Source organism: Actinoallomurus acaciae (genome assembly GCF_042429965.1).
GTDB classification, from domain to species: domain Bacteria; phylum Actinomycetota; class Actinomycetes; order Streptosporangiales; family Streptosporangiaceae; genus Actinoallomurus; species Actinoallomurus acaciae.
In genome coordinates this window covers 1-25,938 of record NZ_JBHLZP010000057.1, presented here as the reverse complement: position 1 = coordinate 25,938, position 25,938 = coordinate 1, and the positions used below count along the sequence as shown (strand labels likewise).

The window sequence follows — 25,938 nt, the reverse complement described above, 5'->3', positions numbered from 1 at the left end:
TCAACCACGCCCCGGCCCACCTCGCGGCCGGGCGGGACGCGTCCGGTGCGCCGGGACGAGGAGGTGTCGTCGGCGCGGATCGTCGCCACCGCGATCTCCGTCGCCGACGCGGAGGGGCTGGCCTCGGTCTCGATGCGCCGGGTCGCCGCCGAGCTCGGCATGGCGACGATGTCGATGTACCGATACGTCGCCGACAAGGAGGACCTGCTGGCGCAGATGATGGACGCGGCCTTCGCCGAGTGGCCGCTTCCCGACGATCCGCCGGAGGGCTGGCGTGACCGGCTGGAGGTCGCCGCCCGGACGTTGTGGGCGATGTTCCGCAGTCACCCCTGGCTCGCGCCCGCCCTCTCGGTGACCCGGCCGCAGCCGGTGCCCCACGCCCTCCCGTACACCGAGTGGGTGCTCGGTTCCCTGGACGACCTGCTCGACGTGCAGATGATCTTCACCACCCACATCACCCTGTTCAACTGGGTGCGGGCCACCGCGATCAACATGGAGTCCGAGGCGGAGGCGGAGGCTCTCAGCGGCCTGGACGCCGAAGAGTGGATGGACGACCAGGAGCCGGCACTGCGGAAGATCCTCGCCGCCGGCCGGTTCCCGATGTTCGAACGACTCTCCCGGGAGGGGTACGACTTCGACCTCGACGGGATCTTCGAGTTCGGCCTGCAACGCCTCCTGGACGGCCTCGCCGTGTTCGTCGGCGAGGCGCCGCGCTGACACCGCCCGGCGGTCAGCGGCGGAGCTCGATGACCTCGACCACGCTCCCGACATCGACGTGGGCGAGCGCGGCCGCCGCCGACCGGTAGTACCCCTTCCCGAGACCGGGCGTCCCGGGGCCGAGCAGCACCCGACGCCATGAGACGCGGATCCACTGCTGCGGGCCATGACCACGGTCCAGGCGGATCACCTCGACGCGCCGCCCGTACCGATCGACCATGACACTCACCGGGACAGCGTATGTGACCTGCGCGAATACCGGTCACCAGCGATCGGGCACCGGTTGCCGCCGCCCGGCACCGCCAGGCACGTAGCAGTCATACCGCCATACGGTGGACAATGGGCGTTCCCCAAGCGCACCGACCGTTCACCGGAGGCGACCATGCCGGATTCCCGACCACTACGGCCGGATGATCCGGAGCAGCTCGGCGACTACCGGCTGATCGGCCTGCTCGGTGAGGGCGGTCAGGGCGTCGTCTATCTCGGCGAGCGGCTCGACGACAACGAGTCCTCCGACGCCGAGCCCGAAGGCGAGAAGGACGGTGCCGCGCCCCGGGAACGGTTCGCCATCAAACTGCTGCGGACCCACCTGAGCAACGACGAGCGGGCGCGGCGCTACTTCGCCCGCGAGCTCGCCGCCGTGCAGCGGATCGACCCTTCGTTCACCGCCCGGATCATCGAGGCCGACGTCGAGGGCCGCGCGCCGTACATCGTCAGCGAGTACGTCGACGGCCGTCCCCTGTCCGACACCGTACGGGCGCAGGGCCCGCTGTCCGGGACCGAGCTGCACGGTCTCGCGATCGGCACGCTGCGCGCGCTCGCCGCCATCCACCAGGCCAACGTCGTGCACCGGGACTTCAAGCCGAGCAACGTGCTGCTCGGCGCCGACCGGCCACGCGTGATCGACTTCGGGATCGCGCGGGCTCTCGACTCGACGATGTCGATGACGAGCGGCGTCGTGGGCACGCCCGCGTACATGGCGCCCGAGCAGCTGAGCGGGCACCGGCTCACGCCGGCGGTGGACGTGTTCGCCTGGGGCGCGACCATGGTCTACGCGGCGACCGGCAGGTCGCCGTTCGGCCAGGACTCGATCCCGGCGATGATGAACCGGATCCTCACCGCCGACCCGGACATCGGCACCATCCCGAGTCCGCTGCGCGAGCTGGTCTGGTACTGCATGTACAAGGACCCGGCGCACCGGCCCACCGTGCCCCAGCTCCTGACCGGCCTCGGCGAGACCACCGCGGCGCCGAGCGTCTTCAGCCCGGCATCGGCACCCGCGTCGCAGCCGGCCATCCTGCCCGCCCCGGCGTCGCCGTGGGGCGCCGGGCCGGGCCAGTGGGAGAGCGGCTGGCAGAGCCTTCCCCCCGACGCGCCGCCGCCGTCACAGCCACCGTCACAGGCGCCGTGGGGCACCCCGCCGCGTGACACGACGCCGCCCCCTCGCGTGCGGAAGAACAACCGCTGGCTGCCGGCGGTCGCCGCGTCCGCCGCCGTCGTGCTGGTGGCCGCCGCCTCGGTCGCCGTCGTACGGCTCGTCCACCACGGCGGTGACCACCCCACGACGGACCCGACGAACAAGTCCGCCGCCGCGCCGACCGCCGACGCGGCGCTCACCAAGGTCGTCAACCCCTCGACCGCCAAGGGCGGGACGCTGAGGCTGACGCAGCCCGAGGACTTCGACTCGCTCGACCCCGCCGACATGTACCTCGCCGGGTCGTGGAACGTCAGCCGGCTGTACGCGCGGTCGCTCCTCACCTATCGGGCCGGAGCCGGCGCGGCGGCGCTGCGCCCGGTCCCCGACCTGGCGAGCGGCCCCGGCCAGGCGAGCGATGACCTGAAGACCTGGACGTACAAGCTGCGTTCCGGCGTGAAGTTCGAGGACGGCACGCCGGTCACGGCCAAGGACGTGCGGTACGCGGTCGCGCGGACGTTCGCGACGGACGTGCACTTCGGCGGCCCGGCGTACTTCCGCGAACTGCTCGACGCCGGATCGTACGAAGGGCCGTACAAGGACCACGACCTGGACGAGTTCAAGGGCGTCACCACGCCCGACGACCAGACGGTGGTCTTCCATCTGAAGAAGCCGTTCGCCGACTTCGACCACCTGGCCGCGCTGCCGCAGACCGCGCCGGTGCCGGCCGCCAAGGACACCGGCGCGCGGTACAAGAACCAGCCGGTGTCCACCGGGCCGTACAAGTTCGCGTCGTACTCGGCGGGCAAGTCGCTGTCGCTGGTCCGCAACCCGGCGTGGAGCCCCGACGGCATCGGCACGCAACTGCCGGACCGGATCGAGGTCCAGTTCGGCCAGACCGCGGACGCCGTCGACCAGCAGCTCCTGGGCGGGCAGGCCGAACTGAATCCGAGCGGCGTCGGGCTGTCGGACCAGGCGCGGGCCAAGGCGCTCGCCGACCCGAGCCTCAAGAAGAACACCGACTCGCTGACCAGCGGATACCTGCGTTACATCGCACTGTCGACCAAGGTCGCGCCGTTCGACAACGTGCACTGCCGGCGCGCCGTGCAGTACGCGGTGGACCGTACGGCGGCGCAGACGGCGGCCGGCGGTGCGCAGGGCGCCGAGGTCGCGACGAACATGGCGCCGCCGACGCTCGTGGGCCGCCAGCGATTCGACCAGTACCCGGCGAGCGCCGACAGGGCGCGGCAGGAGCTGGCGGCGTGCGGCAAGCCGTCGGGGTTCAGCACCACGATCGCGGTCCGGCAGGCCCGGCCGAAGGACCTGGCGGTCGCCCAGGCTGTGCAGATGGCGCTCAAGCGGGCCGGCATCGAGGTCCGGATCCAGCAGTACGACGCCGCGCGGTTCTACACCGACTACGCGGGCAAGCCGTCGTACGTGCACGACCACGACATCGGCATGGTCCTGTCGGTCTGGGGCCCGGACTTCCCGACCGCGACCGGTTTCTTCCCGCTGCTCGTCGACGGCCGGCAGATCACGCCGACCGGCAACAACAACCTTTCCGAGCTCGACGACCCCACGGTCAACGGGCTGCTCGACCAGGCGGACCAGGCCACGGACCAGAAGACGCGTGAGGGCATGACCGCGCGGATCGACCAGGCGGTGATGGCCACGGGCGCCATCGTGCCGCTCGTGTACGACAAGGTGGTGCTGTACCGCGGCACGCGGCTGACCAACGCCGCGGTCAGCCCGGTGTACGTCGGGTACGACCTGGCCACCGCCGGCGTCGGCTGACGCGTCTCGGGCCGCGCTCGCCGCTCCGGATCAGTCGTCGTCCTTTTCGCGGTCCGCCGCGGCGAGCTCGTCCACGGCGACGGCCACGGCGAGGACCAGCGGCACGTCCGGGTGATCGATCTCGATGCCGTAGGTGTCCCGGATCCGGAACCACTTGCGCGAGGTCGTGGCGAGGGTGCCCTCGTCGCTCTCGATCTCGTAGTTCTTCTCGATGAGGTCGCCGGTCGCCGTCCACTCCTGCCCGTCCGCGAGCTCGACCACCATCGAGTGCCGGAGCGGGCTGAACAGCTTCTTGCGGACCTTGGCCACCGTCTCGCCGTCGCGTTCGACGACCATGGTGTCGCGAATGCTGACCATCTTCTTGCGGATGACGGCGAGGACCTCGCCCTCCGGCCCCTTGAGCTCGAACGTCTGGCGGAGCCGCAACGCCTTGCCGTCGATCAGGAAGACGCGCTGTCCCGTCTCGTCCTCGACCCAGAAGTCGTCGCCGATACCGAACACGCGCTCACGCATCATGAACTTCACGCCGCCTGCCATCCCCGGGATGAAGCCGGGCAAACCGGTGACGGCACCCCCGACGCGCCGAGCAGGCGCATTCGTCACGTCGGCGATCCGCCCGCGACATCGAACGATCATCTGACGTTCGGCGCACTGGCCGAGCATTCAGGGGCTTATGCCGCATTACGTGCGGTTTTGACCGACTTAATGAGGATCATCATGTGCCATGACGGATCTTGTGAGCACGGCGCGGCCGCCCGGCCCGCGGCCGATGGCCACGACGGCGCCGGCGTGCTCGACCGGCGGCGGCTGCTGATGGCGGCCGCGGCCGGAACCGCGCTCACCCTCGCCCCGGTCTCCTTCACCCCGGCACGCGCCGCCGCCGGAACGCCCAAGGGCACGCCCGCCGACGGCGACGTCACGCGGACCGTCACCGGGCACCTCGAGACGGGCGCCGCCGACTTCGTCTACCTCCCGGTCGAGGTGCCGAAGGGCGTGCAGAAGATCGCCGTCGAGTACTCCTACGACAAGCCGTCCGTGCCGGCGGGCACGCCCGCCAACTCGTGCGACATCGGCGTCTTCGACCAGCGCGGCACCAAGCTCGGCGGCAAGGGCTTCCGCGGCTGGTCCGGCGGCTTCCGCACCGCGTTCGAGATCAGCGCGACGGAGGCCACGCCCGGCTATCTGCCCGGCCCGGTCGAGTCCGGTACCTGGCACATCGTCCTTGGCCCGTACCAGGTCGCGCCCCAGGGCCTGAACTACCAGGTCAAGATCACCCTCACGTACGGCGCGCCGGGCGCACCCTTCAAGCCGAACTACCCGCCGACGAAGGCCAAGGGCCGCGGCCACGCCTGGTACCGGGGCGACGGCCACCTGCACACCGTGTACTCCGACGGCAAGCGGCTCCCCTCGGAGGTGGCCGCCGGCGCGCGGCAGGCCGGCCTGGACTTCATGGTCTCCACCGACCACAACACCTCCTCCTCGCACGCGGTCTGGGGCGAGTACGCCGACCAGGACCTGCTCATCATCACCGGCGAGGAGGTCACCACCCGGAACGGCCACTGGCTGGCACTCGGCCTGCCCGCCGGCGAGTGGATCGACTGGCGGTACCGCTCACGCGACGACGCCTTCGGCCGCTTCACCCGCCAGGTACACCGCTCCGGCGGGCTCGTGGTGCCCGCCCACCCGTACTGTCCCTACATCGCCTCCCAGTGGAAGTTCGGCTACGACGGCGCGGACGCGGTCGAGGTGTGGAACGGCCCGTGGACCTACGACGACGAGTCCGCGGTCGACACCTGGGACGCCGGGCTCGCCGAGGCGGTGCGCACGGGCGGCCGCTGGCTGCCGGCGATGGGCAACAGCGACGCCCACAGCGAGCCGCAGGTCATCGGCCTGCCGCACAACGTCGTGTACGCCGACGACCTGACCACGGGCGCCATCATGAACGGCATCCGCGCCGGCCGTAACTGGATCGCCGAGTCGGCGTCGGTCCAGCTGACGTTCTCCGCCACCGCCGCCGGACGCCGGGCGGGCATCGCGGAGACCCTGACCGCCCGCGCCGACGCTCCGCTCGACGTACGGCTGGAGGTGTCCGGCGTGCCGAACGGCACCGTCCGGTTCATCACGGACGAGGGCCAGATGCACCAGGAGTCCCTGCCCGCCTCCGGAACGGGCACCGTGGTGTGGCGGACCACGACGTCACTCGCGGCGTACGTACGGGCCGAGGTCCGCCACCCGATGGCCGACGGCGGCCCCGGCCAGGGCAACACGATGGGCCCCGCCCTGGTCTGGGGCCCGATGGCCGCGCTGACCAACCCGATCTTCCTCAAGCGCGCCTGACCCCGACGAACGGCCCGGGACCACCCTCCCGGGCCGGTCGTCACGCGGGGTGGCCGGCCCGGCCGGATGCCGTCTCGATGACCTCGTCCAGCACCTCACGGGAGCGGACGAGGTCGCCGATCATCCGGTCGATGCGGTCGCGCTCGGCGGTCAGGTCGGCGACCAGCCGGGGCGTCGCGATCGTGGACGGCCCGCCGTCGGCGTCGCGCATGCAGGGCAGCAGCTCGGCGATCTTGGCGCTGTGCAGGCCCGCGGCGAACAGCTCCTGGATGAGGATGACCCGGTCGACCGCCCGGTCCGGGTAGTCGCGATGGCCGCCGGGGGTCCGGTCGGACACGAGCAGCCCCTGCTCCTCGTAGTAGCGCAGCGAGCGCTCGCTCACGCCGGTGCGCCGGGCGAGTTCCCCGATCCGCATCTTCACCTCGCGGGCACGAACTTCACATCTGTGGCAGGTTCCACCGTACTCGCCTGGGACGCTCAGACCGCCCGCCGGGCGGCATCACGTGGCTGGTCGTGGGCGCCGCGGCCGGTGCAGGCCGGACAGGTCGTGTCGCACGACGGTGTTGCGGTCGGCGACCGTGTTGCCGAACGCGAACTGCGGCCAGTACCCCAGGATCTCCTGGCGGCTGCGCTCGCTCCACGCCCTGGCCTGCTCGCCGCGCGCCTTGTAGAAGTTCAGCGCGAACCCCTCGGTGTGCAGGCGCAGCACCGAGAACCCGCCCGGGTACTCCTTGACCGCGGCGACCTCCTGCATCGTCACGGCCGGGGCGGCCGGGCTCACCGTCCGGTGGTTGCGGTGCGTGTGGCCCGCGTGGTGCAGGAAGACACCGGGAGTACGGGCGTAGGTGTCCAGGATGGAGGCCGCCTGAGCCGCGTCGAGCGCATTGCTCGGGCTGGTCGGGAACGCCGACTCCTCCACGACGAGCGGGTGGTGCCCGAACACCAGCGTCGGCTGGTCGCGGTGCCCCGCGAGATCGGCGCGGAACCACGACAGCTGCTCGGGCGACAGCGCCCCGGCGTCGCCCCCGCCGCCCGGCTTGTCGTACGTGTCCAGCCCGATCACGTGCAGCCCCGACAGGTCGGTGGAGAAGTACGTCGGCTCGTCGCCCGGGAAGTAGGCGTCGTGGAAGCAGTCGTTGCCCTGCCACCGCCCGGCGCGGCAGGCGGCGTACGGATCGCCGGTGTGCGCCCGGTCGTGGTTGCCGCGCGTGACGAACCAGTCCTCGCGGTACCGGCCGAACCGGCGCAGGAAGTGTCCGGCCCGGCCGAGGTCGGCCGGCACCGCCTCGGCGGAGATGTCGCCGGCCGCCAGCAGGTACGCCGGGTCGTGCCGCGCGACGTCCTCGATCAGGGACTCGAGCATGACCTCCGGGTACGGCGGCAGCCCCGGAACCTGGGAGATGCCGGGGTACTGCGGCTGGCCGCCGACCAGGCCGGCCACGGTCTCCCCCAGGTGCAGGTCGTTGCACAGCACGATCGAGAACAGGAACCGCCCGGGCGGCGGCTGCGGCGTGGTGAAGGAGAACGGGCCGTTCGTGCCGGCGCCGTAGTCGGACGTGCCGACGGCGTTCCCCGCGATGAGGGTGAACGGCGTGGGCGCGGCGAGCCTGCCGTTCGAGCGCGCCTCGTAGTAGTACGTCCGGCCCGGCTCCAGGCCGGTCAGCTCGACGTGGTGGTACGGCGTGCGGGAGGAGACGCCGCCCGCGACGTGGTTCAGCCGGGAGGGATGGGTGCCGTACCGCACCTGTCCGTCGGCGGACGCGGGGGCCATGCGGCCCAGGCCGTCGTCGGTGCCTTCCTGCCCGGTGTACCAGGTGATCACCGCCCGGTCCTCGGTGAGCGTGACCAGTTCCAGGACGATCGCGAGCACCGCGGTCGAACCGGTCTCCCGGGTCGCGGCGCGGGCGGGAGAGGCCGACGCCAGCGCCGCCGCGGCGGCGGCGACCCCGGTCCAGCGGAGCAGGTCGCGGCGCGTGAAGTCACAGCCAGGCATGAGCCGGACGGTACGCCGTCACGGTGCCGAAGTCTCCGGCCCGGCCTGGCGCGCGGGTATCCGTCCGGTAAAGGGTGGACGTCGCGGCAGCCCAGCCCGCGCACGGGTGTCCGCACCCGGCCACGACGCCGAGACGGGCGGCACGCTCACGCGACCGCGGACCGGACGATCACGCCACCGGATCGGCCGCGGAACCCTCCGTACCCTTCCAGCGGCGGCGGAGGGCGAAGGCCGCGGCCTTCGGGCGGCGGTCGCGGGTGAAGACGCCCTTCTTGTTGCCGTCCACGCGGTTGACGCCGTAGCCGGTGGCGAAGTCGGCGAAGTTCCACACGTGCTCGCCGACGACCGAGTCGATCCGGTCGAACACGCGGTGGAACGTCTCCAGCAGGGCGACCTGGTAGTCCTCGGTCCAGGTGCCGGCCGCGACCGAGCGCACGCCGGCCATGGCGTCCGCGCCGTACTCCGTCACGATGATCGGCCTGCCGTGCCGCCGCACCCACTCCCGCAGCTCGGTTTCCAGCTCGCGCTCGGCGGTGGCCAGGTCGCCCGTGTCGATGTACCAGCCGTTGTAGCGGTTGAGGCAGATGACGTCGAACAGGTCGCTGATGACGTCGCGGTCCGGCGGAAGCTGGACCTGGGCGAAGCAGACCGGCCGGCTCGGGTCGGCGGCGCGCGCGGCACGTACGAGCGGTTCGAAGTACGGGCGCGCCTCGGGCCGGGCGGAGTCGGGTTCGTTGGCGATGCTCCACATGACCACGCTGGGGTGGTTCTTGTCGCGGGCGATCAGCTCCCGGATCGCACACAGGTGGGCCGCCCGTGTGGCGTCGTCGACGGCGGCGAAGATGTGCTCCGGGTCGCCCGGCACCAGCGTGTGGGCGATCTCGAAGTTGAGCCCGACGGCCGGCGTCTCGTCGATGACGACCACGCCGTGCCGGTCGGCGTACTCCAGCACCTCCTCGGCGTACGGGTAGTGCGAGGTGCGGAAGGAGTTCGCGCCGATCCAGTCCAGCAGCGCGAAGTCGTGCACCATGAGCACGTCGTCGTGGCCCTTGCCGCGCACCGCGTTGTCCTCGTGCTTGCCGAAGCCGCGAAAGTGGAACGGCTCGCCGTTGATGAGGAACCGGTCGCCGTCCACCCGTACGTCGCGCAGGCCCACCGGCAGGACGTACTCGTCGGGATCGTCGCCGGCCGTCCGGACCGCCAGCCGGTGCAGGTGGCCGTGGCCGGGCCGCCACAGCGTCGCGTCCGCGACCTCCAGCGTGCCCTCGGCGGTGGCGGCCCGCGCGCGTTCGGTGCCGTCGGCGTCGGTGAGCACCACCTCGGCGACCTGCCCGCCGGCGACGTCGACGCGGTAGCGCACCCGGGCGTCGGCCCCGTCCACCTCCGTCGTGACGGTGATGTCCTCGACGTACACGCGAGGCGTGGTGTACAGCCAGACCGTACGGTGGAGCCCGGCGTAGTTGAAGAAGTCGTGGAAGTACCGCTGGCGGCGGCGCCCGTCCGGCAGGACGTCGACGATGCCGGGCGGGATGGAGGTCAGGTCCAGCCGGTTGTCGACCACGACGGTCACTCGCGCGGTCTCGCCGATCCGCACGTGCCCGGTCACGTCGCACTCGAACGGCGTGTAGCCGCCCTCGTGCCGCCCGATCTCGACGTCGTTCCACCAGACGACGGCGCGGTGGGCGGCGGCGTCGAAGCGCAGCACGACGCGGCGCCCCTCCCACCCGGCCGGCACCCGCACGTGCCGCTGGTACCAGACGTCGCCGACGTGCTCGTGGGCGTCGCGGGTCGCGGGCACGTCGTTGTAGCTGGCGGGCACCGGCATCTCCGACGCGCCGGGCAGGTCGCCGCGCCACCACTCCTCGGCGCGTCCCCGGTCGCCGGGGTCGAAGGCGAAGGACCAGAGCCCGTCGAGGCGGACATGTTCGCGGCTGGGCGTCTCCTGGGGACGGAGCACAGGTGCCTCCGTGGGGCGGTCGAGGCGGGTCCGGCACCCGAATCTAACCCACGAACTCGTCCAGCCTCGGTGCCGCGCGGCGCGTCCGCGTGCCGGTGGTGGCGAACGGCGAGTAGCGCGGCACCCAGCGCAGCAGCGCGATCGCGGCCAGGATGCCGACCACGCCCATCGTCTCGATGCCGGCGGCGAGGCTGCCCACCCCGGCCGCCGCCGAGACGACCAGCGGCCCGGCGGCCGTGCCGGAGTCCGAGCACAGCCGCCACACGCCGAGGAACTGCGAGCGGGTCGCCGGCGGCGCGACGTCGGCGCCGAGGGTCATCAGGAGCCCGCTGCCGATGCCGTTGCCGAACCCCATGAGCATGGCGACCATCGCCAGCGTCGCCGGCCCGTGGGTGAGCGGGAGCACGGCCTGGGTCGCCCCGAGGACCAGCATCGACGGGATGGCGATCCACAGCCGGCCCGCGCTGTCCATCACCTTGCCCGACGGGTAGAAGGTCAGGGTGTCCACGAGGCCGGCCAGCCCGAAGACGATGCTCGCGGTGGACGGGCTCAGGCCGAGGTGGTCGGCCCACAGCGGCAGCACGGTCTGCCGGGTGGCGCGCACGGAGGCCACCAGCAGCACGGCCAGCCCGAGCGTGAGGAAGACCTGCCGGTGCCGCATCACCACCGAGCGCACGGACACCGGGTCGCGCTGCGGCCCGCGCACCGTCGCCGGGTCGGCCACGTCGGGCACGAGGAGCACGACGAGCCCGGCCACGATCGCGCAGGCCAGGGCCAGCCAGTAGATGTCGCGCACCGGGCGGCCGTGCACCACCGCGGCCCCGATGAACGGCCCGGCGAACGCGCCGACGCGCGTCATGCCGCCCAGCGTGGACAGCGCTCGTGCGCGCAGCCGTTTGGGCACGACCTCGGTGAGGTACGCCTGCCGCGCGAGGATGAAGACCGCGTTGGTGGCCCCGGTGGCGGCGATGCCGATCGCCAGTTCCCAGAGCGTGTCGGCCAGGGCGCAGCCGAGCAGGGTGACGATGGCGACTCCGGCGGCGATGAGCATCGCCCGGCGGTCGCCCACGCGGGCGGCGAGAGCCCCGGCGGGCACGTCGCCGAGGATCTGGCCCACGCCCAGCAGCGCGAGCACCAGCCCGGCCATCCCCACGGAGGCGCCGAGGCCGCGCCCGCTCAGCGCGATCATCGGGGCGAGCGAGCCCATGCCGATCTCGAAGATGAGCGTCGGGAGGAACACCGCCGGTGCGATCCTGAGCAGCGAGACCGGTCGGTCACTCACCTGGCGGAGCCTCGCTCTCTTCACCGGATCCGGGTCGCGGCAATGCCCTGACATGGTATTCCGTGACCTGCGACCGGTTGCCGGCGGCCCGGTCAGGACCCGAACACGACCTCGTGACCCCGCTCCTCCGGCGCCGCGAAGGCGAGCAGCCGGTCCGCCTCGGCGGCGACCGCCTCCCGCTCCGTCTCGCCGAGCGGCCGATGCGGGTGGATGACGACCCGGGCCGACGGGCCGTCGCGCCGCAGCCGCCACGTGCCGGCGACCCGGCCGTCGACCAGGACGGTCGGGCACACCAGGGACCCGACGCAGATCCGCTCCCGGTCGGCGTCGCTCATCAGCCGGCGACGGTCGGCGTGGGCGAGGACCAGGTTGTCGAACTCGGGCAGGAGCCGGACCGGCGCGGGAACGTCCTGGCCGGGCAGCGGCGCGTCCGGCACGTCGTACAGCAGGGCGCCTCTCTCGTCGCGGAAGGTCCGCAGCGGCATCCGTTCCATGACGTCCCGCAGGCGGGTCAGGCCGGAGAACGTCTGGACGTCCCGCACGGTGGCCGGACCGTACGCCGCCAGGTAGCGGCGGACCAGCGTCGCCGGGTCGGGGTTCGCGGTGACCGGCCGGCCGATCCACTCCTCGGCGAGGGCGAACCGGGTCGCGCCGCCGGTGCGCCACAGGCCGGTCGGCGGCGGGTGCACGATCCACAGGAGGCACTGCGTCGACCAGGCGAGGGCTTCGGCGTCTCGCCCGGGGAAGCGCTCGGCCAGGAGGCCGCGCAGCTCCGGCCGGGTGAGGGTACGGCCCGCGAGCAGGTCGCCGGCCACCTCGGCGAGCTCCTCCAGGTCCACGCCGGCGGTGCGCCGGCCGAACCCGGACCGCCGCTGCCGCAGGCTCGCCGCGTGGGTGAGGGGCCGCAGCCACAGGTAGTCGTCGGCGGTGGTCAGGTGCTGGGTGCCGCGCAGCGACCCGGCGCGTACGACGCGGCGCTCGGCGAGCAGGGCGGACAGCGTGTCGATCGCGAACGGCTCCAGGCGCGACCACAGCCCGAGGTACGGCGCGTTCGCCGCCTGCGCCTGGAGGCCGACGAGGTGCCGTACGGCGTCGACCGCGGTCAGGTCCGAACGGCGGAGCAGGAGCTGCCGGGCCAGCGTGGCCCGGCCGAGCTCCCGATCACTGAGCACACGCGCCGTCATCGCGATGTCCGGCGGAACGGATCGATCGTCATGGCGAGCACGGTAGGAGCCATTACGGCCGGATTCCGTCCTCAATCCGAGGGGCGCCCGCGCCGGGCGGGCACCGGAGCACGGGCGAGGGCCGTTCGCACTCGCGTTTGGGACATACCGAAAATAATATTTCAATGCACACAAGGGACCTAATCCGCATAGGACCCCCGCCTTTTACAAAAGCAGCGTCGGCGAAAAGCCCGCCTGGGGAACCGATAGAGATTCCGTTAAGCTTCTTATCTCGCTGCTTCTTCGACGTTATCGTGGTTTGGGGTCGGCAAAGGGGAGTCCTCACATGTGGCGGCAGACCAGGTGGTCGATGGTCGCCGCCCTGCTGGGAGCCCTCCTCTACGGCCTGGTCGCCTCCCCCGCCCAGGCCGACGGGACGGGAGACGCCCAGACGCTTTACTGCGCCGAACCGGCAAATACACGTCCGCTTGTGGACACCGCGGTGGCGCTGGGCCTGGCTCTCCCGGGAACGCACGCCAAGCCGCTTAAGGTCAACGGGCGCGATTTCACGGTCAAGGACTGGACGCAGGCCTTCCCCGCCGATTTCGGCCGCGCCTGCGCCGCGCTCGTCGCGGTCCGAAAATTGCCCGAGGCCTCGAGCGGCTGGTCCGGCGATCTGGTCAAGACGGTGATCGGGCTGATTCCCGTCGGCGTCGGCGCGCTGCTCGCGCTGGGCTCCGGCATGCTGACCACGCGGAAGGCGGGCGCCGAGCGGGAGGCGGGAGAGCTCCACGCCGCGGTGACGGCCTACGAGCGGGCCGCCCGCGACTGTCTGATCGGATGGCGTCAAGGCCAGGGACGGTCCCGCGAAGCGGCCATGGACGCGCCGCTCAGCGGCCTGCTGGCCGAGCTCCAGCGCTGCAAGAGCCGCCATCCCCGCTGGAGGCTCGAACGGCTCATCACGGCGATCAGGACACTCGACCGGGACATCCGCGAGGCCGACTGGCCGACCGGGCCCGCGGCGCTGAGAGACGCCACGCAACGGTTCCTGGATCGCCTGGAGGCACGGCACGCCGACGTCATGGAGGTCGTCTCCCGGCTCGACCGCCCCTGGCGGCGGCACGGACCGGTGAAGGCCGGGCAGGTCGCGACGCCGCCGGACGCGCCATGAGCCCCGCCGCCCCGGACCAGCGCGTCAATCCCTTCCGCAGGAACGAGGGGCACACCATCCCCAACCCCCCGCTGAAGTGCGCCCATGACGAGCACTGCGCGTGCCATGTCGACATCGACCATGCCGGCGAGAGCTACGAGCTCTTCCAGACCGCGCTGACCGGTGTCGGCACGTTACAGAACGCCGGCCTCTTCGTCGCGGTGGGCGGCCCCACCGGCTGCGGAAAGACCTCGCTGGTCAACCGGTGCGCCACCTGGGCCCAGAAGAGATTGGAGGCCAAGGGCGCCAAGACCCTCCTGCTCAATTTCAGCGGCCTCGAACGCGACGGGCAGACCATCGACCGGCGCGTCCGCAAGGTGGGCACCAGGATGTACCAGGAGATCTCCCGGAACCAGATGTTCGTCAAGGGCGACCTTCCGCAGATCGACCGGAAGATCGATCTGGAGGAGCTCACGTGGACGCTGAGCAACGCCATGAAGCCCGAGACCGCCCTCATCGTCGTCGCCCCGCCCGCCGAGCGATCCTCCGAGGTCGCCCAGTACTGGGCGGCGACCCAGCGGAGGATGCTGCTGTTCTCCGAGTCATCCGACGAAAGCCTCCAGCGACGTTGCGAGAACGAATGGAAGATCAACGAAGTCGCGCAGCCCGTCTATCTGAAGACCGGACCGCTGCGAACGGGCGACGGCACCGTCTTCCGCGACGCCCGAATCAATGTTCCGGGCCTGAAGGAAACCTTTCCCGATCTGGACCCCGACGCCATTGACGAACTCACTGGAGGTCAAGAGTTGTCCATCGGATTTGTGCAAACGCTGCTGTGGAAGATCTACGAACATTATAAGAGTAATCCGTGGCCGACCGGAGATACAGTGAGGCTGGATGACTTGACAAGCTTCATCAAGAGAGAGATCTAGAGGGGCAGGCGGGATAGTTGTGATGAATGCCCCTAATCCGCGCGAAGAACAGCTAATTGACGACAACCCCTTCCCCCGCCCCTCAGCCGACCCGTGGGAGCTCGACGTCGAGGTCGTCAGCGTGCCGACTCCCGCGATCGACGAGTCGATGCGCCTGCTCGACGCCCACCTGGCCGAAGACGGCCCCGAGGGCGTCGTCCTGGCGGTATCGGGTGACTACGGCACCGGAAAGACCCACCTGGCGACCCGGTTACTTCGCAAGGCACGCTCTCTGCGCAGCGATGACGCGCGCTACGCCTATGTCGGTGCACAGGAGGGCGGGTTTCATACTCTTTATCGCGGCAACTTTCTTGCAACTTTCAACCGTGACGACGTGATCCGCCATATCCGCGAATATTACGCCCATATCGTGGCCGACTCGCTGGAGAATACCGGATTTCCCCCCGAGGTCACTCGTCGCCTGCGAGAGCTGGAGCTCGATCCGCAGCATTTCGTCACGCAGTTCAACCTCGCCGAGAGCACGTTCCTCCAACGGCTCAACGCGGACCTGGCGAAGGTCACCCGTAATGAGGAGTACGGCACCGCCCTCATGCTCCTGCTCCGCAACGACCTGGCCGACCAGGTCTGGGAGTGGCTGCGGGGCGAGGAGCCCGACCCCCTGCTCCGCGAGCGGGGCATCAACAGCCGGATCGACGACGAGCCCCGGGCGCTCGAGGCGATGGGGGTGCTGGCGCTCCTCTATCGCGGCCGGTCGCGCCACTTCGTCCTCGTCTTCGACGAACTGGAGAAGGTGCTTCCCAGTTCGAGCCGTCCCCCCGCGGAGACGATCGCGGCCTTCCGCGCGCTGACCGATCTCGCGACGCGTCAGGGGATCTTCCTCGCGCTCTGCGGCCTGCCGGAGTTCCTGGAGGCGATCGGCCAGAACAACGCCGAACACGCCATCACGGCGACGATCTCCACGGACGACGGCCTGTCCGAGGAACAGGTGCTCGGCTACATCGAGCAGAGCATGGCGGCCACGAGCTACGGGCGAGGGCTGGGCCCCTTCAGCGCGGACATCGTCCGGTTCATCTGCCTGCTCACCGGGGGCAACGCCCGCCGGGTCGTCCAGATCTGCCAGTCGTGCTACCGCATGGCGCTCGAGAGCCGCCGGGTCGACCGCTCCATGGTCCGCCGGGCGGCGAAAGGCAGATCCGAGGTCGTCGACGAGCGGACGGTCCGCAAGCAGATCGGCGCCGAACTGCAGAAACAGGCTCGTGAGTACCACACCGACCACCCGGTCGGAGGCGAGGACGGTCCACGCGCGCCCTACTGGGTTCCCGTCTACGACACGGGATGCGCGATCTTCGTCACCGACTCGGTCATGGACGAGGCCGACGCGGAGCGGTTGATCGCGAACGCCAGGGCGGTCCGCTCGACGGCGCCCCGCAGCAGGACCGCGCTCATCGTCAACGGCTTCCTGGCCGAACCGGTGCGCAGGGACCTGGAGGAGCGTTTCTCCGAGCCGCCTCTCATCTATGCCAGGGAGCGGTTCTCCGAGGACTTTGAGTTCCTCCTGCGCCGGCTGACCGGACCGCTGGAGGCCGCCGAGGGCGAGACGGCCGTGATCCGGGCCAACATCAGCCGGCTCGCGGTGGCGCAGACCAACGCTCAGCGCTACATGGAGGAGCTGGCGCTTCAGGTCGAGTCGATGCGCGACACGACGGAACGCCAGTACGCCGCCCTGGCCCGTGATCTGCAGGGCCTCGATCCGCGCCGCCGCCACCGGCCGCTGCCCGACCACGTTGAGGCGATCTTCACGGAGGCGGTCACCGAACTGGAGGCGCTGACCGGCCTGGACACCGCCCTGAGCGAGATGTTCGGCGCCGAGTCGCCGGGGAGCATCAGCGGCGTCCTGCTGCGGCTGCACAACAGCGAGGCCGTGCGCACGGTCGGCGTCGCCAAGCTGACCGAGGCGGTGGTCACGGCCTTCCGCACCGCGGTCGAGGAGTGGTACGGGCAGCTGGACGGGCCGCCCAGCGCGGACCGGCTCGAACGGCTGACCGTGTTCTGCCGCGCCTTCGACACGGTGCTGGAGGATCTGCCCATCTACCAGCTGAACACGCTCAACGACCTGCTCCCGCGGCCCTCATCGCGGACCGCCGTCATCGAACAACGCGCCCGTTCGCGCCGACAGATCGACATGTACGCGCTGCTCAGCGAGCTCGGGCACCGTGTGCGGCAGGCCTTCTCCGGCGCGGGCCCGGGCGGGCTCCACGGCCACTGACGGGGCGCGCCGCGCGTACGCCCCGTTGGTGACGAGGTAGAGCAGGTTGATGACCAGGATGGCGGGGGCCACCACGGCCACCGTTCCGCCGAACGTGGGCTCGAGGAGCAGCGCCAGCACGATCGCCGTGATGCCGTTCTGCTGCGCCAGCGCGAGGTACACCGTGTCGCCGGTGCTCTGCGAGCGGGTCAGCGGAAGGCTGACCACCGCCTGGGCGCCGAACGCCGCGAGGCCCAGGACGAGCCCGGCTCCGGGCGAGATCCCCAGCGAGAGGATCAGGCCGAGCAGTCCGGTGGCGAGGACGAAGGCGAGGTCGACGGCTCTGTCCAGCAGCCGGCCGACGGCGAGCGGTCGCGCGGGGACGACCGGCCGTACGGCCAGGCCGACGAGGGCCACGGCCAGCATCCACACCTGCCAGACCGCGACGACGACCGTGCCGGTGAGCAGGAGGCAGGTGACCACCAGCCGCGGCCACGGGCGGAGCCGCCGCACCCACAGATAGATCAGGAACACCACACCGGCCAGCAGGACGTTGCCCAGGAGGTCGAGGGCGAAGGACCCGGGCCCGCCGAGGTCCAGCGCCGCGGCCGACCCGTCGTGCCGCGCCGACAGCGCCAGGGCCGCGACATAGATCGTGAGGAGCGTCGTCACGGGGTCGTCGAAGGACGCCCACGCGAGAAGCAGCCCGCGTCCGCGCGAGGACAGCCGGGAAGAGCGGCCGAGGGCCACCACCGACAGAGGATCGATCTGCGCCACGGCGATCCCCAGCACCAGCGAGCCGGGCCTCGGGAAGAACGCGAGCATGGCGGCGCTGATCAGCGCGGCCTTCAGCACGACGCCCACCGTGACGGCGAGGACGACGGTGCGCAGGTCCGTACGCAGGTGCTCGAGGTCGATGGCATGCGTACTGCCGTAGAGGCCCAGCGCGAGGAGCGCCGTCACCACGGGGGGATAAACACCGCTATTGAGTAACGCCCCAACATGCCCGAAGTATCCGCCCGCAAGAACGCCTAATCCGACTATTGCCAGCATCAACACAAATCGCTTCGCCATGGAGCCGGACACTTCCCGCGAGCAGGGGACAAGGCAATGACGACACTGTCGATATGAGTGTAGAATATTGTCAGACGGACGGCAATTGTTACTGTCCGAAACCCGCCCCAGCGCCGACAAGGTCCGCGACCAGCTCTCCCATCCTCCGGTCGGACTGGCTCACGCGCTTTTGATTGACGGTCACGCCGACGAGGTAGTCGCGCGGACCGAGGCGATAGTAATAAAGCGCGCCTTGTTCGACATCCAGCACAATGCGCAGCATTCGGCCGCGGATCGCCTGACGGGCGAGCTGGCTCAGCTGCCGGGTGAAGGTGGCGAACTCCTCGGCCACGTGCCGGTAGAGCGTCCGCATCGCCCGGGGCGGCAGATGCGGACGCAGCTCGACGATCTGCTCATGGTCGAGGATGTCCGCCTCGGCGACGATGTCTCCCGTCCGGCAGTGCGCGAGGTAGACCAGTTCGTCCGGGCTCAGCAGGTCGGGCAGCCGGCCGCCCAGCGTGGACAGGGGCGAACTCCGCCGCTGGAGCGCGGAACGAACGGCATCGTCGCGCGGCGGCCCCTCCGGCGACGGCGGATCCACGGTCGGCAGGGCGGTCCTCCAGCCGCCGGGGTTCAGGGACGGCACCCCGAGCCTGTCGCGGATGCCGTCGGCGATGCCGCTGACGAACATGTCGGCGTCCCGAACGATGCCGACCTGCGGCAACACTCGGGCCGCCCGGCCCTTCACGGCCGCCGCGGCCCCGAAGACGATCGCCAGCACGTAGTTCTTCGGTGTCGCGGACACGCAGAACATGGCCCCGCGCTCCGCGTGCAGCACCAGGCGGATCAACCGGCCCGTCTCGAGCTCGCTCAGCCGCTGGTCCAGGGCCGTCATCATGAAGGCGAGCTGCTGCGCGGCCGCCTGGTAGAAGTGCCGCCGGTCCGGTGACGCGTCGGACCCGCTCGAGAAGAGCTCCTGGTCATCGAGCACGTCCACGGCGAACTCATAGACGCCGTGGTCGTACTTGGCCAGGTAGTGTGGCCCTCCCCACCGGCATACGTAGTCGTGAAAGGCACTGACCGTATCCTGCTCGGCGCTGCGGCTTCCCGCCCATTCATGGACGCTCGCGCGATTTGTGCGATGCTCCCCCATCGCCGCCTCCTTCACAATCGCATTTCCCCGTCAGATGATTGGAATATCTAGGTAAATGGCGGACGTAATGCCCGCTTCGGTCAGATCTCGACCTGTCTCGAGCGCCTCGGCGGCGATCGCGGTATAGGGGTGTTCGTCCCCGAGGTAATCGAGCATGTCCGCGAGCGTCGTCTCGTGCAGCCGCAGCGCCTCGTCGGACCGGCCGAGGCCGGTCAGCGCGCGTGCCTCGTGCAGCGCGGCCATCATCGCCCACGGATGCTGCTCGCCGAGTGCGCCGACGAGCCGGCTCCTCGCCTCCCGCACCGCCGTGAGGGTGTTCTCGGGCGCCTCCATGGTGCTCTCGAACAGGCCGACGTCGAGGCGGCACAGCTGGACGAACGGATGGCCGGGACCGTACGTGGCGCCGAGGCCGTCGAGGAGCCGCCGGCCCAGGTGTGCGGCCCCCAGGTGATCGCCGCCCTCGTCGAGCTCGATCGCCTGGCTCAGCTCGGCGGCCAGGGTGCTGGGATGGTCGGAGCCCAGGACCCGGCGGTATCCGCGCACGGCCTTTCGGATCTTCTCGTCCGCGGCGTCGATCCCCCGCTGGCGGTCGACGATCGCGAGGCTCCTGAGCAGGTCGATCTCGCTGAGCCGGTCGGGCGTCTTGCGGTCGCGGGCCTGGCCGAGACTCACGGCGAGCAGACGCCGCGCCTCGTCCCTCCGCCCGTTCGCGAACCTGTAGTCGCCGACCCGGCGGGCGAAGCGCAGGGCGATCGGGTCCGTCTCGCCGAACTCGGCCACCTGCTGCTCCCACGCGCGTACGGCCGTGTCCTCGGCGAGCTGGTGCTGGCCCGTGAGGAAGGCGGCATCGGCGAGGTTGCTACGGGCGATGACCGTGTCGCGGTGGCCGTCGCCGAGGAGCAGCCGGGTCTCCTCGTAGATCCCCTCGATCTCGCCCAGCGCCTGGGCGAACTGCCCCAGGCCGCGCCGGTCTCCGGTGCGCCCGCGGCCCGCGGTCAGTGCCCAGTAACGGCCCGCGGCCTCCGCTTCGCGCAGGATCGTCAGCGCCTGCTCGCTCGCCCGCAGGGCGTCCTCGAACCGGCCCAGGTCGCGGCGGAGGTTGGCGACCTGCACGAGCAGACGCCCCTTGAGCAGGTCGTCCGGCCAGGCCGCCAGCAGCCCCTCGACCGTCGGGAGCATGAGCGTCCAGCTCCCCCGGTCGCCGGTGGTGTACTGGAACCGCACCTGCTCGACGAGCCAGCGGCGCGCGTGGGGGTCGAGGCTCTCGGCGGCCCCGGACGGGCCGAGATGCCGGTGGAGCTCGGAGAACACCTCGCGGTGGAGGCTCACCGGGCCGTCGGCCTCGGGCGGCACGATGTCCGCGAGTGCGCCGACCGTCTGCTTCCGCCGTTCGGCCGCGTCCTCGGGCGAGAGGCGGTCCCGGATGAGCTCCTGCACCCTCCGGTGCACCCGGATCCGCGGGTCGCGGCTCCACTGGACGTCGGCCAGGCCGAAGCGCACGCAGAGCCGCAGAAGCTGGTCCAGCACCATGTTGTCGACGGCGATGAGCTCTCCGCCGTTCGGGCCGGCCGCGGCGGAGAGCCGCCCGAGGAACGGCGCCGACGCCAGCAGCCGGTGGCTGGCGCCCTCGGGGGCGAGCCAGGCGCAGAGTTCGAGCAGCCGGCCCGTGAGGTACCCGAGCGGGCCGTCCTCCATCGACTCGAACGTGACGTCCAGACAGGCCGCGGTCGCCTCCGTCCCCGAGGTCCGCACCCGCTGGGCGACACGCGCCTTGAACTCCGTCACCGCCCACGCCGTCGCGCCGTCGGTGTCGAGCGCCCTGATGGCCAGCAGGTAGTCGACGGCCTCGCGGATCCACGCTCCGGCCAGCCTCAGCGCGAGCGGCAGCCCCTGGGCGATGCCGACGACGGTCTCGGCGTGCTCGTCCGACAGCCCGTCGATCCGCTCGCGCAGGAAGCGCTTCGCCGGGCCGGTGTCGACCGGCGCGAGCCGGTCATCGGCGCCCTCGGCCGTACGGCTCGTGACGAGCACGTGGCCGGGGCCGCCGGACGGGATGAGGTCATCCAGCGCGGCGAGGTCGTCGGCGTCGTCGTAGACCAGCAGCCAGTTGTCCTGCCCGGAGGAGCGCAGCGCGGTGACGACGGCCACCGCGGGGTCGCCCTCCGGCGGGACCTGCAGTCGCCCGGCCAGGGCGTTCAGGTCGAGCCGCGCGAGCTCCGGCGTGCGCGCCGAGATCCACCAGATGATCTTGTAGTCCTCGCCGAAGGCCCGGATGTAGTGCTCGACCATGGCGGTCTTGCCGATGCCCGGCGGGCCGCCCAGGACGTACGGCTCACAGCCGTCGACGTCGCGCGTCAGCCGGTCGCGCATCACGGCCAGGTCGCCCTCGCGCCCGACGAACGGGCCGTCGTCGGACAGGACGTGGTTGGTGACGACGCCGTCCGGAGGCGGGTCGAGCGGGTACGCGGGGACGAAGCCTGCGGGCGGCGGGGCGACGCCGGACACGAGACCGAGGCGGCCCTGTAAGAGCCTGATCGCCTCGCGTTGGTCCCGGCCGACGAGGTTCAGGGCGAGCGTCGTGTCCGGCAGCCGCTCGGCGACGTCGTCGGACACGCAGAGCACGAGGTCCGGGTCCGTGCCGGGCCGTCCGTCGGCGAGCGCCGGCAGCAGGCGGTGCGAGGCGATCACGATGACCCGGCCCGTGGCCTGCTCGCCCTCCGCGGCCAGCGTGACGTCGGCGCCGAGGCGCCGCAGTTGCGCCTGGACCCAGTCGGCCCAGCGCCGGTCGGCCCGGTCGTGGACGACCGTGAACCGCTCGGTCTCGCGCGGCTCGTCCAGGCCCACGGCGATGCGGTAGTTCGCGCGCAGGGCGGCCTGCAGTTCGGCGTGACCGGTGACGGCGCCGCCGGTGAGCCGCTCGACGAGCCGGGCGTACGCGCGGACCACCTCGCTGCCCGGCTCCTCGGCCAGCGTGGCGAGAATGGACCGGCCGGCCTGCCGGGACAGGAACGGGACGGCGATGACCTCCTTGCCGGTGCCGGGCGGCGAGCCGAACAGCTGGGCGAGGAGGCCCGCGTCGGCCTGAGCGGGCTCCGGCCCCGCCGTACGAGGGCCGGACTGCAGCGGCAGCAGGTCGATCCCGGCCGCCGCCTGCGTCTGGATGGACTCGGCGAGGTTCGCCGCCTGAAGGGCCGCCGGGCGGCCCGGCCCGAAGACCACGACGGCGACGTCGCTGCCCCGGGCGATGACGTCCACGATGTCGGTGTTCGGATCGGTGGGCGCGTCGACGAGGATGTAGCCGTAGGGAAGGTCTTCCATCGCGTCGCGCAGCCGCTGGACGATGACGTCGACCGGTTCCGCCCAGGGCAGCCCCGGCAGCGACTCGCCCCTTCGGGCGTCGAGGGGCGTGACCAGGTCGATCGGGCCGGCGTCTCCGGGAGGCTGGAACCGCTCGGACCGCCAGGTCCCGGGCTCCTGCGCGGTCAGCCGGTCGAGGAGCCGGCCCAGCGCGGCGACCTCGGGCGGCTCACCGACGCTGAAGCGTTTGAAGTAACCGCGGTCGGTGGGACGCTCACCGCTCCAGTCGACGACGAGGACGCGCTCGCGCATCCCCGCCAGGATCATGGCGGTGTTCGCGACGGCCGCGGTGCGGCCGAGCCCTCGCGCCGCCGAGGTGAACGTCGCACACCGGGTGGTGTGCCCGCCGGTCACGCCGTATGCCCTGTCGTGGTGCCGCGCTCCGTCCGGCGCGGCCTCTCGAGGACGGCGTCATTGATGAAACTGGCGTATCCGCGCGCGCCCTCGTCGGACTCACGACGTATCCGGGTCAGCGCCCAGCCCATGACCGACCCGTCCTGTTGTAGGTCCGGAGCCTCCAGATCGACCTCTGAGAGATCCACCAGAGCCGGTTTCCCGTTTCCCCGCATGACTCCACCGCCCGAGCCAGAACCGACTTCTATAATAGACACCGTTTTTTACATGCTCCCCCACTAAAGTAGTTTGTAAAGCGTCACTCGACACTATCGATCCAACTGACCGGGCGTAGGCTCTGGTTCATGATCAGCGGACCTATTGGCCGCAATCGGCCGAACGGTGAACCCACCCCCTTCCGTCAGTTCATTCTCAAGATGCACAGTAGATGCAATCTCGCCTGTACCTACTGCTACCTGTACACCATGGCCGATCAGCGCTGGCGGCATCGACCCCCCGTCATGTCCGCCCGAATCGCCGAATTATCCGCGGCCCGAATCGCCGAGCACGTGCGTTCGCACGGGCTGGCCGACATCGCGGTCGTCCTGCACGGCGGAGAGCCGCTCCTGGCCGGGCCCGACCGGCTGAGGCACGTCGTGGAGGCCGTGCGCGGCGCGGTGGGCGACACCGCGGCGGTCGGCTTCTCCCTCCAGAGCAACGGGACCCTTCTCGACCGCGGCTTCCTGCCCCTGTTCGACGAGCTCGGGATCCGCGTCGGGGTCAGCCTGGACGGCGCCGCGACCGCCCAGGATCGGCATCGGCGAAGGGCGACCGGGGGCAGCCACGCCCAGGTCACGCGCGGGCTGGCCGAACTGACGAGACCGGAGTTCCGCCACCTGTTCTCCGGGCTGCTGTGCGTCATCGACCTCGGCAACGACCCGGTCGCGACCTATGAGGCGCTCCTGGCGTTCTCGCCGCCCGCGATCGATCTCCTGCTGCCGCACGCCAACTGGAGCAACCCTCCGGCGGGGCCGGCGGGCGCGTACGCGTCCTGGCTGATCCCCATCTTCGACCGCTGGTTCCACGCTCCGGAGCGCGAGACGCGCATCCGGCTGTTCGAGGAGATCATCAATGTGCTTCTCGGCGGCTCCTCCGCCGTGGAGGGAATCGGCACGAGCCCCGCCGCGATGATCGTCGTGGAGACCGACGGGCAGATCGAGCAATCGGATATCCTCGCCGCGACTTTCGAGGGCGCCGCACACCTCGGCCTGGACGTCGTCAACGACGATTTCGACGCCGCGTTACGACATCCTGCCACCATCGCCCGCCAATTAGGCACGACCGGAATACCCGGGGAGTGCCGCGCGTGCCGCTGGGCGACGATATGTGCGGGCGGACATTATTCCCATCGCTATCAGGACCAAAAAGGGTTCGACCATCGCTCGGTTTACTGTGCTGATCTTTTCGCGCTGTTCGACCACATCCGTACGGCACTGGTCGACGAACTCGCGGTGCGCGCCGCCGCCGCGTCCGCTCCATCGGCGCTCCACGACCCCGCGCTGACCGTCATTCCGTAGACGAGCGGTCCGCGTTGCCCGTGCGGGTGATGGCGGTCTCCACTCCGGCGATACGGTCGGCGAGCAGGCCGAGGGCGCCGACCGCACGGCTCATCGGATCGTCCTCGTCGCCGCCCAGCGCCCGGGAGCGCAGGAACGCCGCCTTCACCTCCTCCCAGCGGTCGCGTCGCTCGGCGGTCAGCGTGCCGCGCAGCTCGGCCAGCTTCAACAGGTTCGCCTCGGCTCCGGAGGCCAGCGTCTGCGCCTCGCCGAGGTAGTGGTCGTCGATGACCGCCTCCAGCTCGGCGTCGTTCATCGCCGGCACGATGCGCTCGGCCAGCTTGTTCATGTTCCGGTAGGAGCCCTGGAGCTGGAACGGCGGCTCGGTCCGCGACGCGTCGTTCTGCGCCGCCGAGGCGATGTAGGCCCGGTTGCACGCGAGCACCACCCGCTGCACCCGCAGCAGCTTGCGCAGGACGGCCGTGATCTGCTCGACCTCGGTCGCGGAGTACGGGTGGATCAGCCGGTCGGGCATTGCCGTGGAGTCGCCGCGCGCGAGGCGTACGAACAGCTCGACGTCGGCGCGGTCGCGGGTGGACAGCGGAGCGAGCACGGGGTTGGAGGTCAGGGCGTTCTCCACGTAGCTGAGCGCGAACAGCTCCTCGCGCCCGGACAGCACGTCGCCGAGGTTCCACACGTCGGCGCGGTTGGCCAGCATGTCCGGGACGCGGAACCGCCGGCCCGACTCGGTGAACGGGTTGCCCGCCATGCACACCGCGAACCGCTTGCCGCGCAGGTCGTAGGTGCGGGTGCGGTCCTGCCAGACGCCCTCGATGCGGCGCTGGGCGTCGCACAGGGAGATGAACCGCTGCAACAGCTCCGGTGAGGTGTGCTGGATGTCGTCGAGGTAGAGCAGGACGTTGTTGCCCATCTCCAGCGCGAAGGAGATCTTCTCGACCTCCTGGCGCGCGGTGGCGTTCGGCGCCTCGGCCGGATCCAGCGAGGTGACCGACTGGCCGAGCGCCGGCCCGTTGACCTTGACGAACATCAGGCCGAGCCGCCCCGCGACGTACTCCATCAGCGTCGTCTTGCCGTACCCGGGCGGTGAGATGAGCATCAGCAGGCCCATCTGGTCGGTGCGCTTGTCGTCGCCCGCCGCGCCGAGCTGCTTGGCCAGGTTGTCGCCGATCAGCGGCAGGTAGACCTCGTCCAGCAGGGCGTTCCGCACGAACCCGCTCATGACCTTCGGCCGGTACTCCTCCAGCCGCAGCCGCGAGCGCTCGGCCGTGACCAGCTCGCCGCGCCGCCTCTGGTACGCGCGGTACGCGGGCACGCGCTCGGTGCGGAACCGGCGGGTGCGCGCCAGCACCTCGTCGAGGCGGAGCTCCAGCCGCCGGGCGATGACGCGCGGATGCGTGCCGAGCAGGCCCTCGACGGCCCCGGTCAGCGGCGCGGAGGACTCATAGCGCGGCAGCGGCCCGCACAGCTCGATCGCCACCGCC

The 25,938-nt window shown here is 71.1% G+C and carries 17 protein-coding genes; 7 read left to right on the top strand and 10 right to left on the bottom strand.

The features are described from left to right. Window positions 1-717: TetR/AcrR family transcriptional regulator (locus ACFFNX_RS10980; RefSeq protein ID WP_378198921.1), on the top strand; the 717-nt coding region annotated here is incomplete at its 5' end. Window positions 718-730: 13 nt separating this feature from the next. Here the strand turns inward: ACFFNX_RS10980 and ACFFNX_RS10975 are convergent. Next, complete coding sequence (locus tag ACFFNX_RS10975) at window positions 731-946, bottom strand: hypothetical protein (protein WP_378198919.1); 216 nt, start codon at window positions 944-946, stop codon at window positions 731-733. A gap of 153 nt (window positions 947-1,099) precedes the next feature. Here ACFFNX_RS10975 and ACFFNX_RS10970 point away from each other — a divergent pair, with 153 nt between their 5' ends. Continuing rightward, window positions 1,100-3,925 carry an ABC transporter substrate-binding protein gene (locus ACFFNX_RS10970; protein ID WP_378198916.1) on the top strand — a complete coding sequence of 942 codons (2,826 nt, stop codon included), beginning with the start codon at window positions 1,100-1,102 and terminating at the stop codon, window positions 3,923-3,925. A 30-nt stretch (window positions 3,926-3,955) separates the two neighbouring features. Here ACFFNX_RS10970 and ACFFNX_RS10965 read toward each other — a convergent pair whose 3' ends face one another. Next, window positions 3,956-4,450: an LURP-one-related/scramblase family protein gene (locus ACFFNX_RS10965; protein WP_378198924.1), complete on the bottom strand. Its 495-nt coding sequence runs from the start codon at window positions 4,448-4,450 to the stop codon at window positions 3,956-3,958. Window positions 4,451-4,642: 192 nt separating this feature from the next. Between ACFFNX_RS10965 and ACFFNX_RS10960 the strand changes: the two genes are divergently transcribed. Then, window positions 4,643-6,262, top strand: a complete 1,620-nt coding sequence (locus ACFFNX_RS10960) for a CehA/McbA family metallohydrolase (protein ID WP_378198913.1) — start codon at window positions 4,643-4,645, stop codon at window positions 6,260-6,262. A gap of 40 nt (window positions 6,263-6,302) precedes the next feature. Here the strand turns inward: ACFFNX_RS10960 and ACFFNX_RS10955 are convergent, their stop codons facing one another. The 5 genes from ACFFNX_RS10955 to ACFFNX_RS10935 form a co-directional block, all read right to left on the bottom strand. Continuing rightward, complete coding sequence (locus ACFFNX_RS10955) at window positions 6,303-6,677, bottom strand: MerR family transcriptional regulator (RefSeq protein WP_378198910.1); 375 nt, start codon at window positions 6,675-6,677, stop codon at window positions 6,303-6,305. A gap of 84 nt (window positions 6,678-6,761) precedes the next feature. Beyond that, on the bottom strand, window positions 6,762-8,255 hold the full coding sequence (locus tag ACFFNX_RS10950) for a purple acid phosphatase family protein (RefSeq protein WP_378198907.1): 1,494 nt from the start codon (window positions 8,253-8,255) through the stop codon (window positions 6,762-6,764). A gap of 169 nt (window positions 8,256-8,424) precedes the next feature. Further along, window positions 8,425-10,212 (bottom strand): beta-glucuronidase, encoded by a 1,788-nt coding sequence (gene uidA, locus ACFFNX_RS10945; protein ID WP_378198904.1) that lies wholly within the window; start codon window positions 10,210-10,212, stop codon window positions 8,425-8,427. 43 nt (window positions 10,213-10,255) lie between these two features. Next, window positions 10,256-11,494: an MFS transporter gene (locus ACFFNX_RS10940; protein WP_378198899.1), complete on the bottom strand. Its 1,239-nt coding sequence runs from the start codon at window positions 11,492-11,494 to the stop codon at window positions 10,256-10,258. Window positions 11,495-11,586: 92 nt separating this feature from the next. Continuing rightward, window positions 11,587-12,678, bottom strand: a complete 1,092-nt coding sequence (locus tag ACFFNX_RS10935; RefSeq protein ID WP_378198896.1) for a winged helix DNA-binding domain-containing protein — start codon at window positions 12,676-12,678, stop codon at window positions 11,587-11,589. Between the two features lie 325 nt (window positions 12,679-13,003). On the opposite strand from ACFFNX_RS10935, the gene ACFFNX_RS10930 reads away from it, so the two are divergent. From ACFFNX_RS10930 to ACFFNX_RS10920, 3 genes are read left to right on the top strand one after another with little or no spacing between them, the layout of a single operon-like run. After that, window positions 13,004-13,828, top strand: a complete 825-nt coding sequence (locus ACFFNX_RS10930; protein WP_378198893.1) for a hypothetical protein — start codon at window positions 13,004-13,006, stop codon at window positions 13,826-13,828. Continuing rightward, the gene (locus ACFFNX_RS10925) at window positions 13,825-14,739 is read left to right on the top strand and encodes a hypothetical protein (RefSeq protein WP_378198890.1); all 915 of its coding nucleotides are present in this window, start codon (window positions 13,825-13,827) and stop codon (window positions 14,737-14,739) included. The genes ACFFNX_RS10930 and ACFFNX_RS10925 overlap by 4 nt, the downstream gene beginning before the upstream one ends. Before the next feature lie 22 nt (window positions 14,740-14,761). Further along, entirely contained in the window at window positions 14,762-17,005 is a 2,244-nt protein-coding gene (locus ACFFNX_RS10920; protein ID WP_378198888.1) for a hypothetical protein, read from the top strand. A 1,141-nt stretch (window positions 17,006-18,146) separates the two neighbouring features. Here ACFFNX_RS10920 and ACFFNX_RS10915 read toward each other — a convergent pair. Beyond that, on the bottom strand, window positions 18,147-19,190 hold the full coding sequence (locus ACFFNX_RS10915) for a hypothetical protein (protein WP_378198885.1): 1,044 nt from the start codon (window positions 19,188-19,190) through the stop codon (window positions 18,147-18,149). Window positions 19,191-19,220: 30 nt separating this feature from the next. After that, the gene (gene fxsT / locus ACFFNX_RS10910; protein WP_378198883.1) at window positions 19,221-22,901 is read right to left on the bottom strand and encodes an FxSxx-COOH system tetratricopeptide repeat protein; all 3,681 of its coding nucleotides are present in this window, start codon (window positions 22,899-22,901) and stop codon (window positions 19,221-19,223) included. A gap of 344 nt (window positions 22,902-23,245) precedes the next feature. Between fxsT and ACFFNX_RS10905 the strand changes: the two genes are divergently transcribed. Continuing rightward, window positions 23,246-24,457 carry an FxsB family cyclophane-forming radical SAM/SPASM peptide maturase gene (locus ACFFNX_RS10905; RefSeq protein WP_378198880.1) on the top strand — a complete coding sequence of 404 codons (1,212 nt, stop codon included), beginning with the start codon at window positions 23,246-23,248 and terminating at the stop codon, window positions 24,455-24,457. On the opposite strand, the gene ACFFNX_RS10900 is transcribed toward ACFFNX_RS10905, so the two are convergent. Next, on the bottom strand, window positions 24,447-25,938 hold a 1,492-nt coding region (locus ACFFNX_RS10900; RefSeq protein WP_378198877.1), incomplete at its 5' end, for an AAA family ATPase. The two genes, ACFFNX_RS10905 and ACFFNX_RS10900, sit on opposite strands and share 11 nt — an antisense overlap.

What these genes read in the sequence shown, in the direction of transcription:
- ACFFNX_RS10935 (WP_378198896.1), bottom strand. Translation starts at nt 12,678, where the DNA reads ATGACGGCGCGTGTGCTCAGTGATCGGGAGCTCGGCCGGGCCACGCTG.
- ACFFNX_RS10905 (WP_378198880.1), top strand. Translation starts at nt 23,246, where the DNA reads ATGATCAGCGGACCTATTGGCCGCAATCGGCCGAACGGTGAACCCACC.
- ACFFNX_RS10950 (WP_378198907.1), bottom strand. Translation starts at nt 8,255, where the DNA reads ATGCCTGGCTGTGACTTCACGCGCCGCGACCTGCTCCGCTGGACCGGG.
- ACFFNX_RS10915 (WP_378198885.1), bottom strand. Translation starts at nt 19,190, where the DNA reads ATGGGGGAGCATCGCACAAATCGCGCGAGCGTCCATGAATGGGCGGGA.
- ACFFNX_RS10930 (WP_378198893.1), top strand. Translation starts at nt 13,004, where the DNA reads ATGTGGCGGCAGACCAGGTGGTCGATGGTCGCCGCCCTGCTGGGAGCC.
- ACFFNX_RS10920 (WP_378198888.1), top strand. Translation starts at nt 14,762, where the DNA reads ATGAATGCCCCTAATCCGCGCGAAGAACAGCTAATTGACGACAACCCC.
- ACFFNX_RS10970 (WP_378198916.1), top strand. Translation starts at nt 1,100, where the DNA reads ATGCCGGATTCCCGACCACTACGGCCGGATGATCCGGAGCAGCTCGGC.
- ACFFNX_RS10960 (WP_378198913.1), top strand. Translation starts at nt 4,643, where the DNA reads ATGTGCCATGACGGATCTTGTGAGCACGGCGCGGCCGCCCGGCCCGCG.
- ACFFNX_RS10955 (WP_378198910.1), bottom strand. Translation starts at nt 6,677, where the DNA reads ATGCGGATCGGGGAACTCGCCCGGCGCACCGGCGTGAGCGAGCGCTCG.
- ACFFNX_RS10925 (WP_378198890.1), top strand. Translation starts at nt 13,825, where the DNA reads ATGAGCCCCGCCGCCCCGGACCAGCGCGTCAATCCCTTCCGCAGGAAC.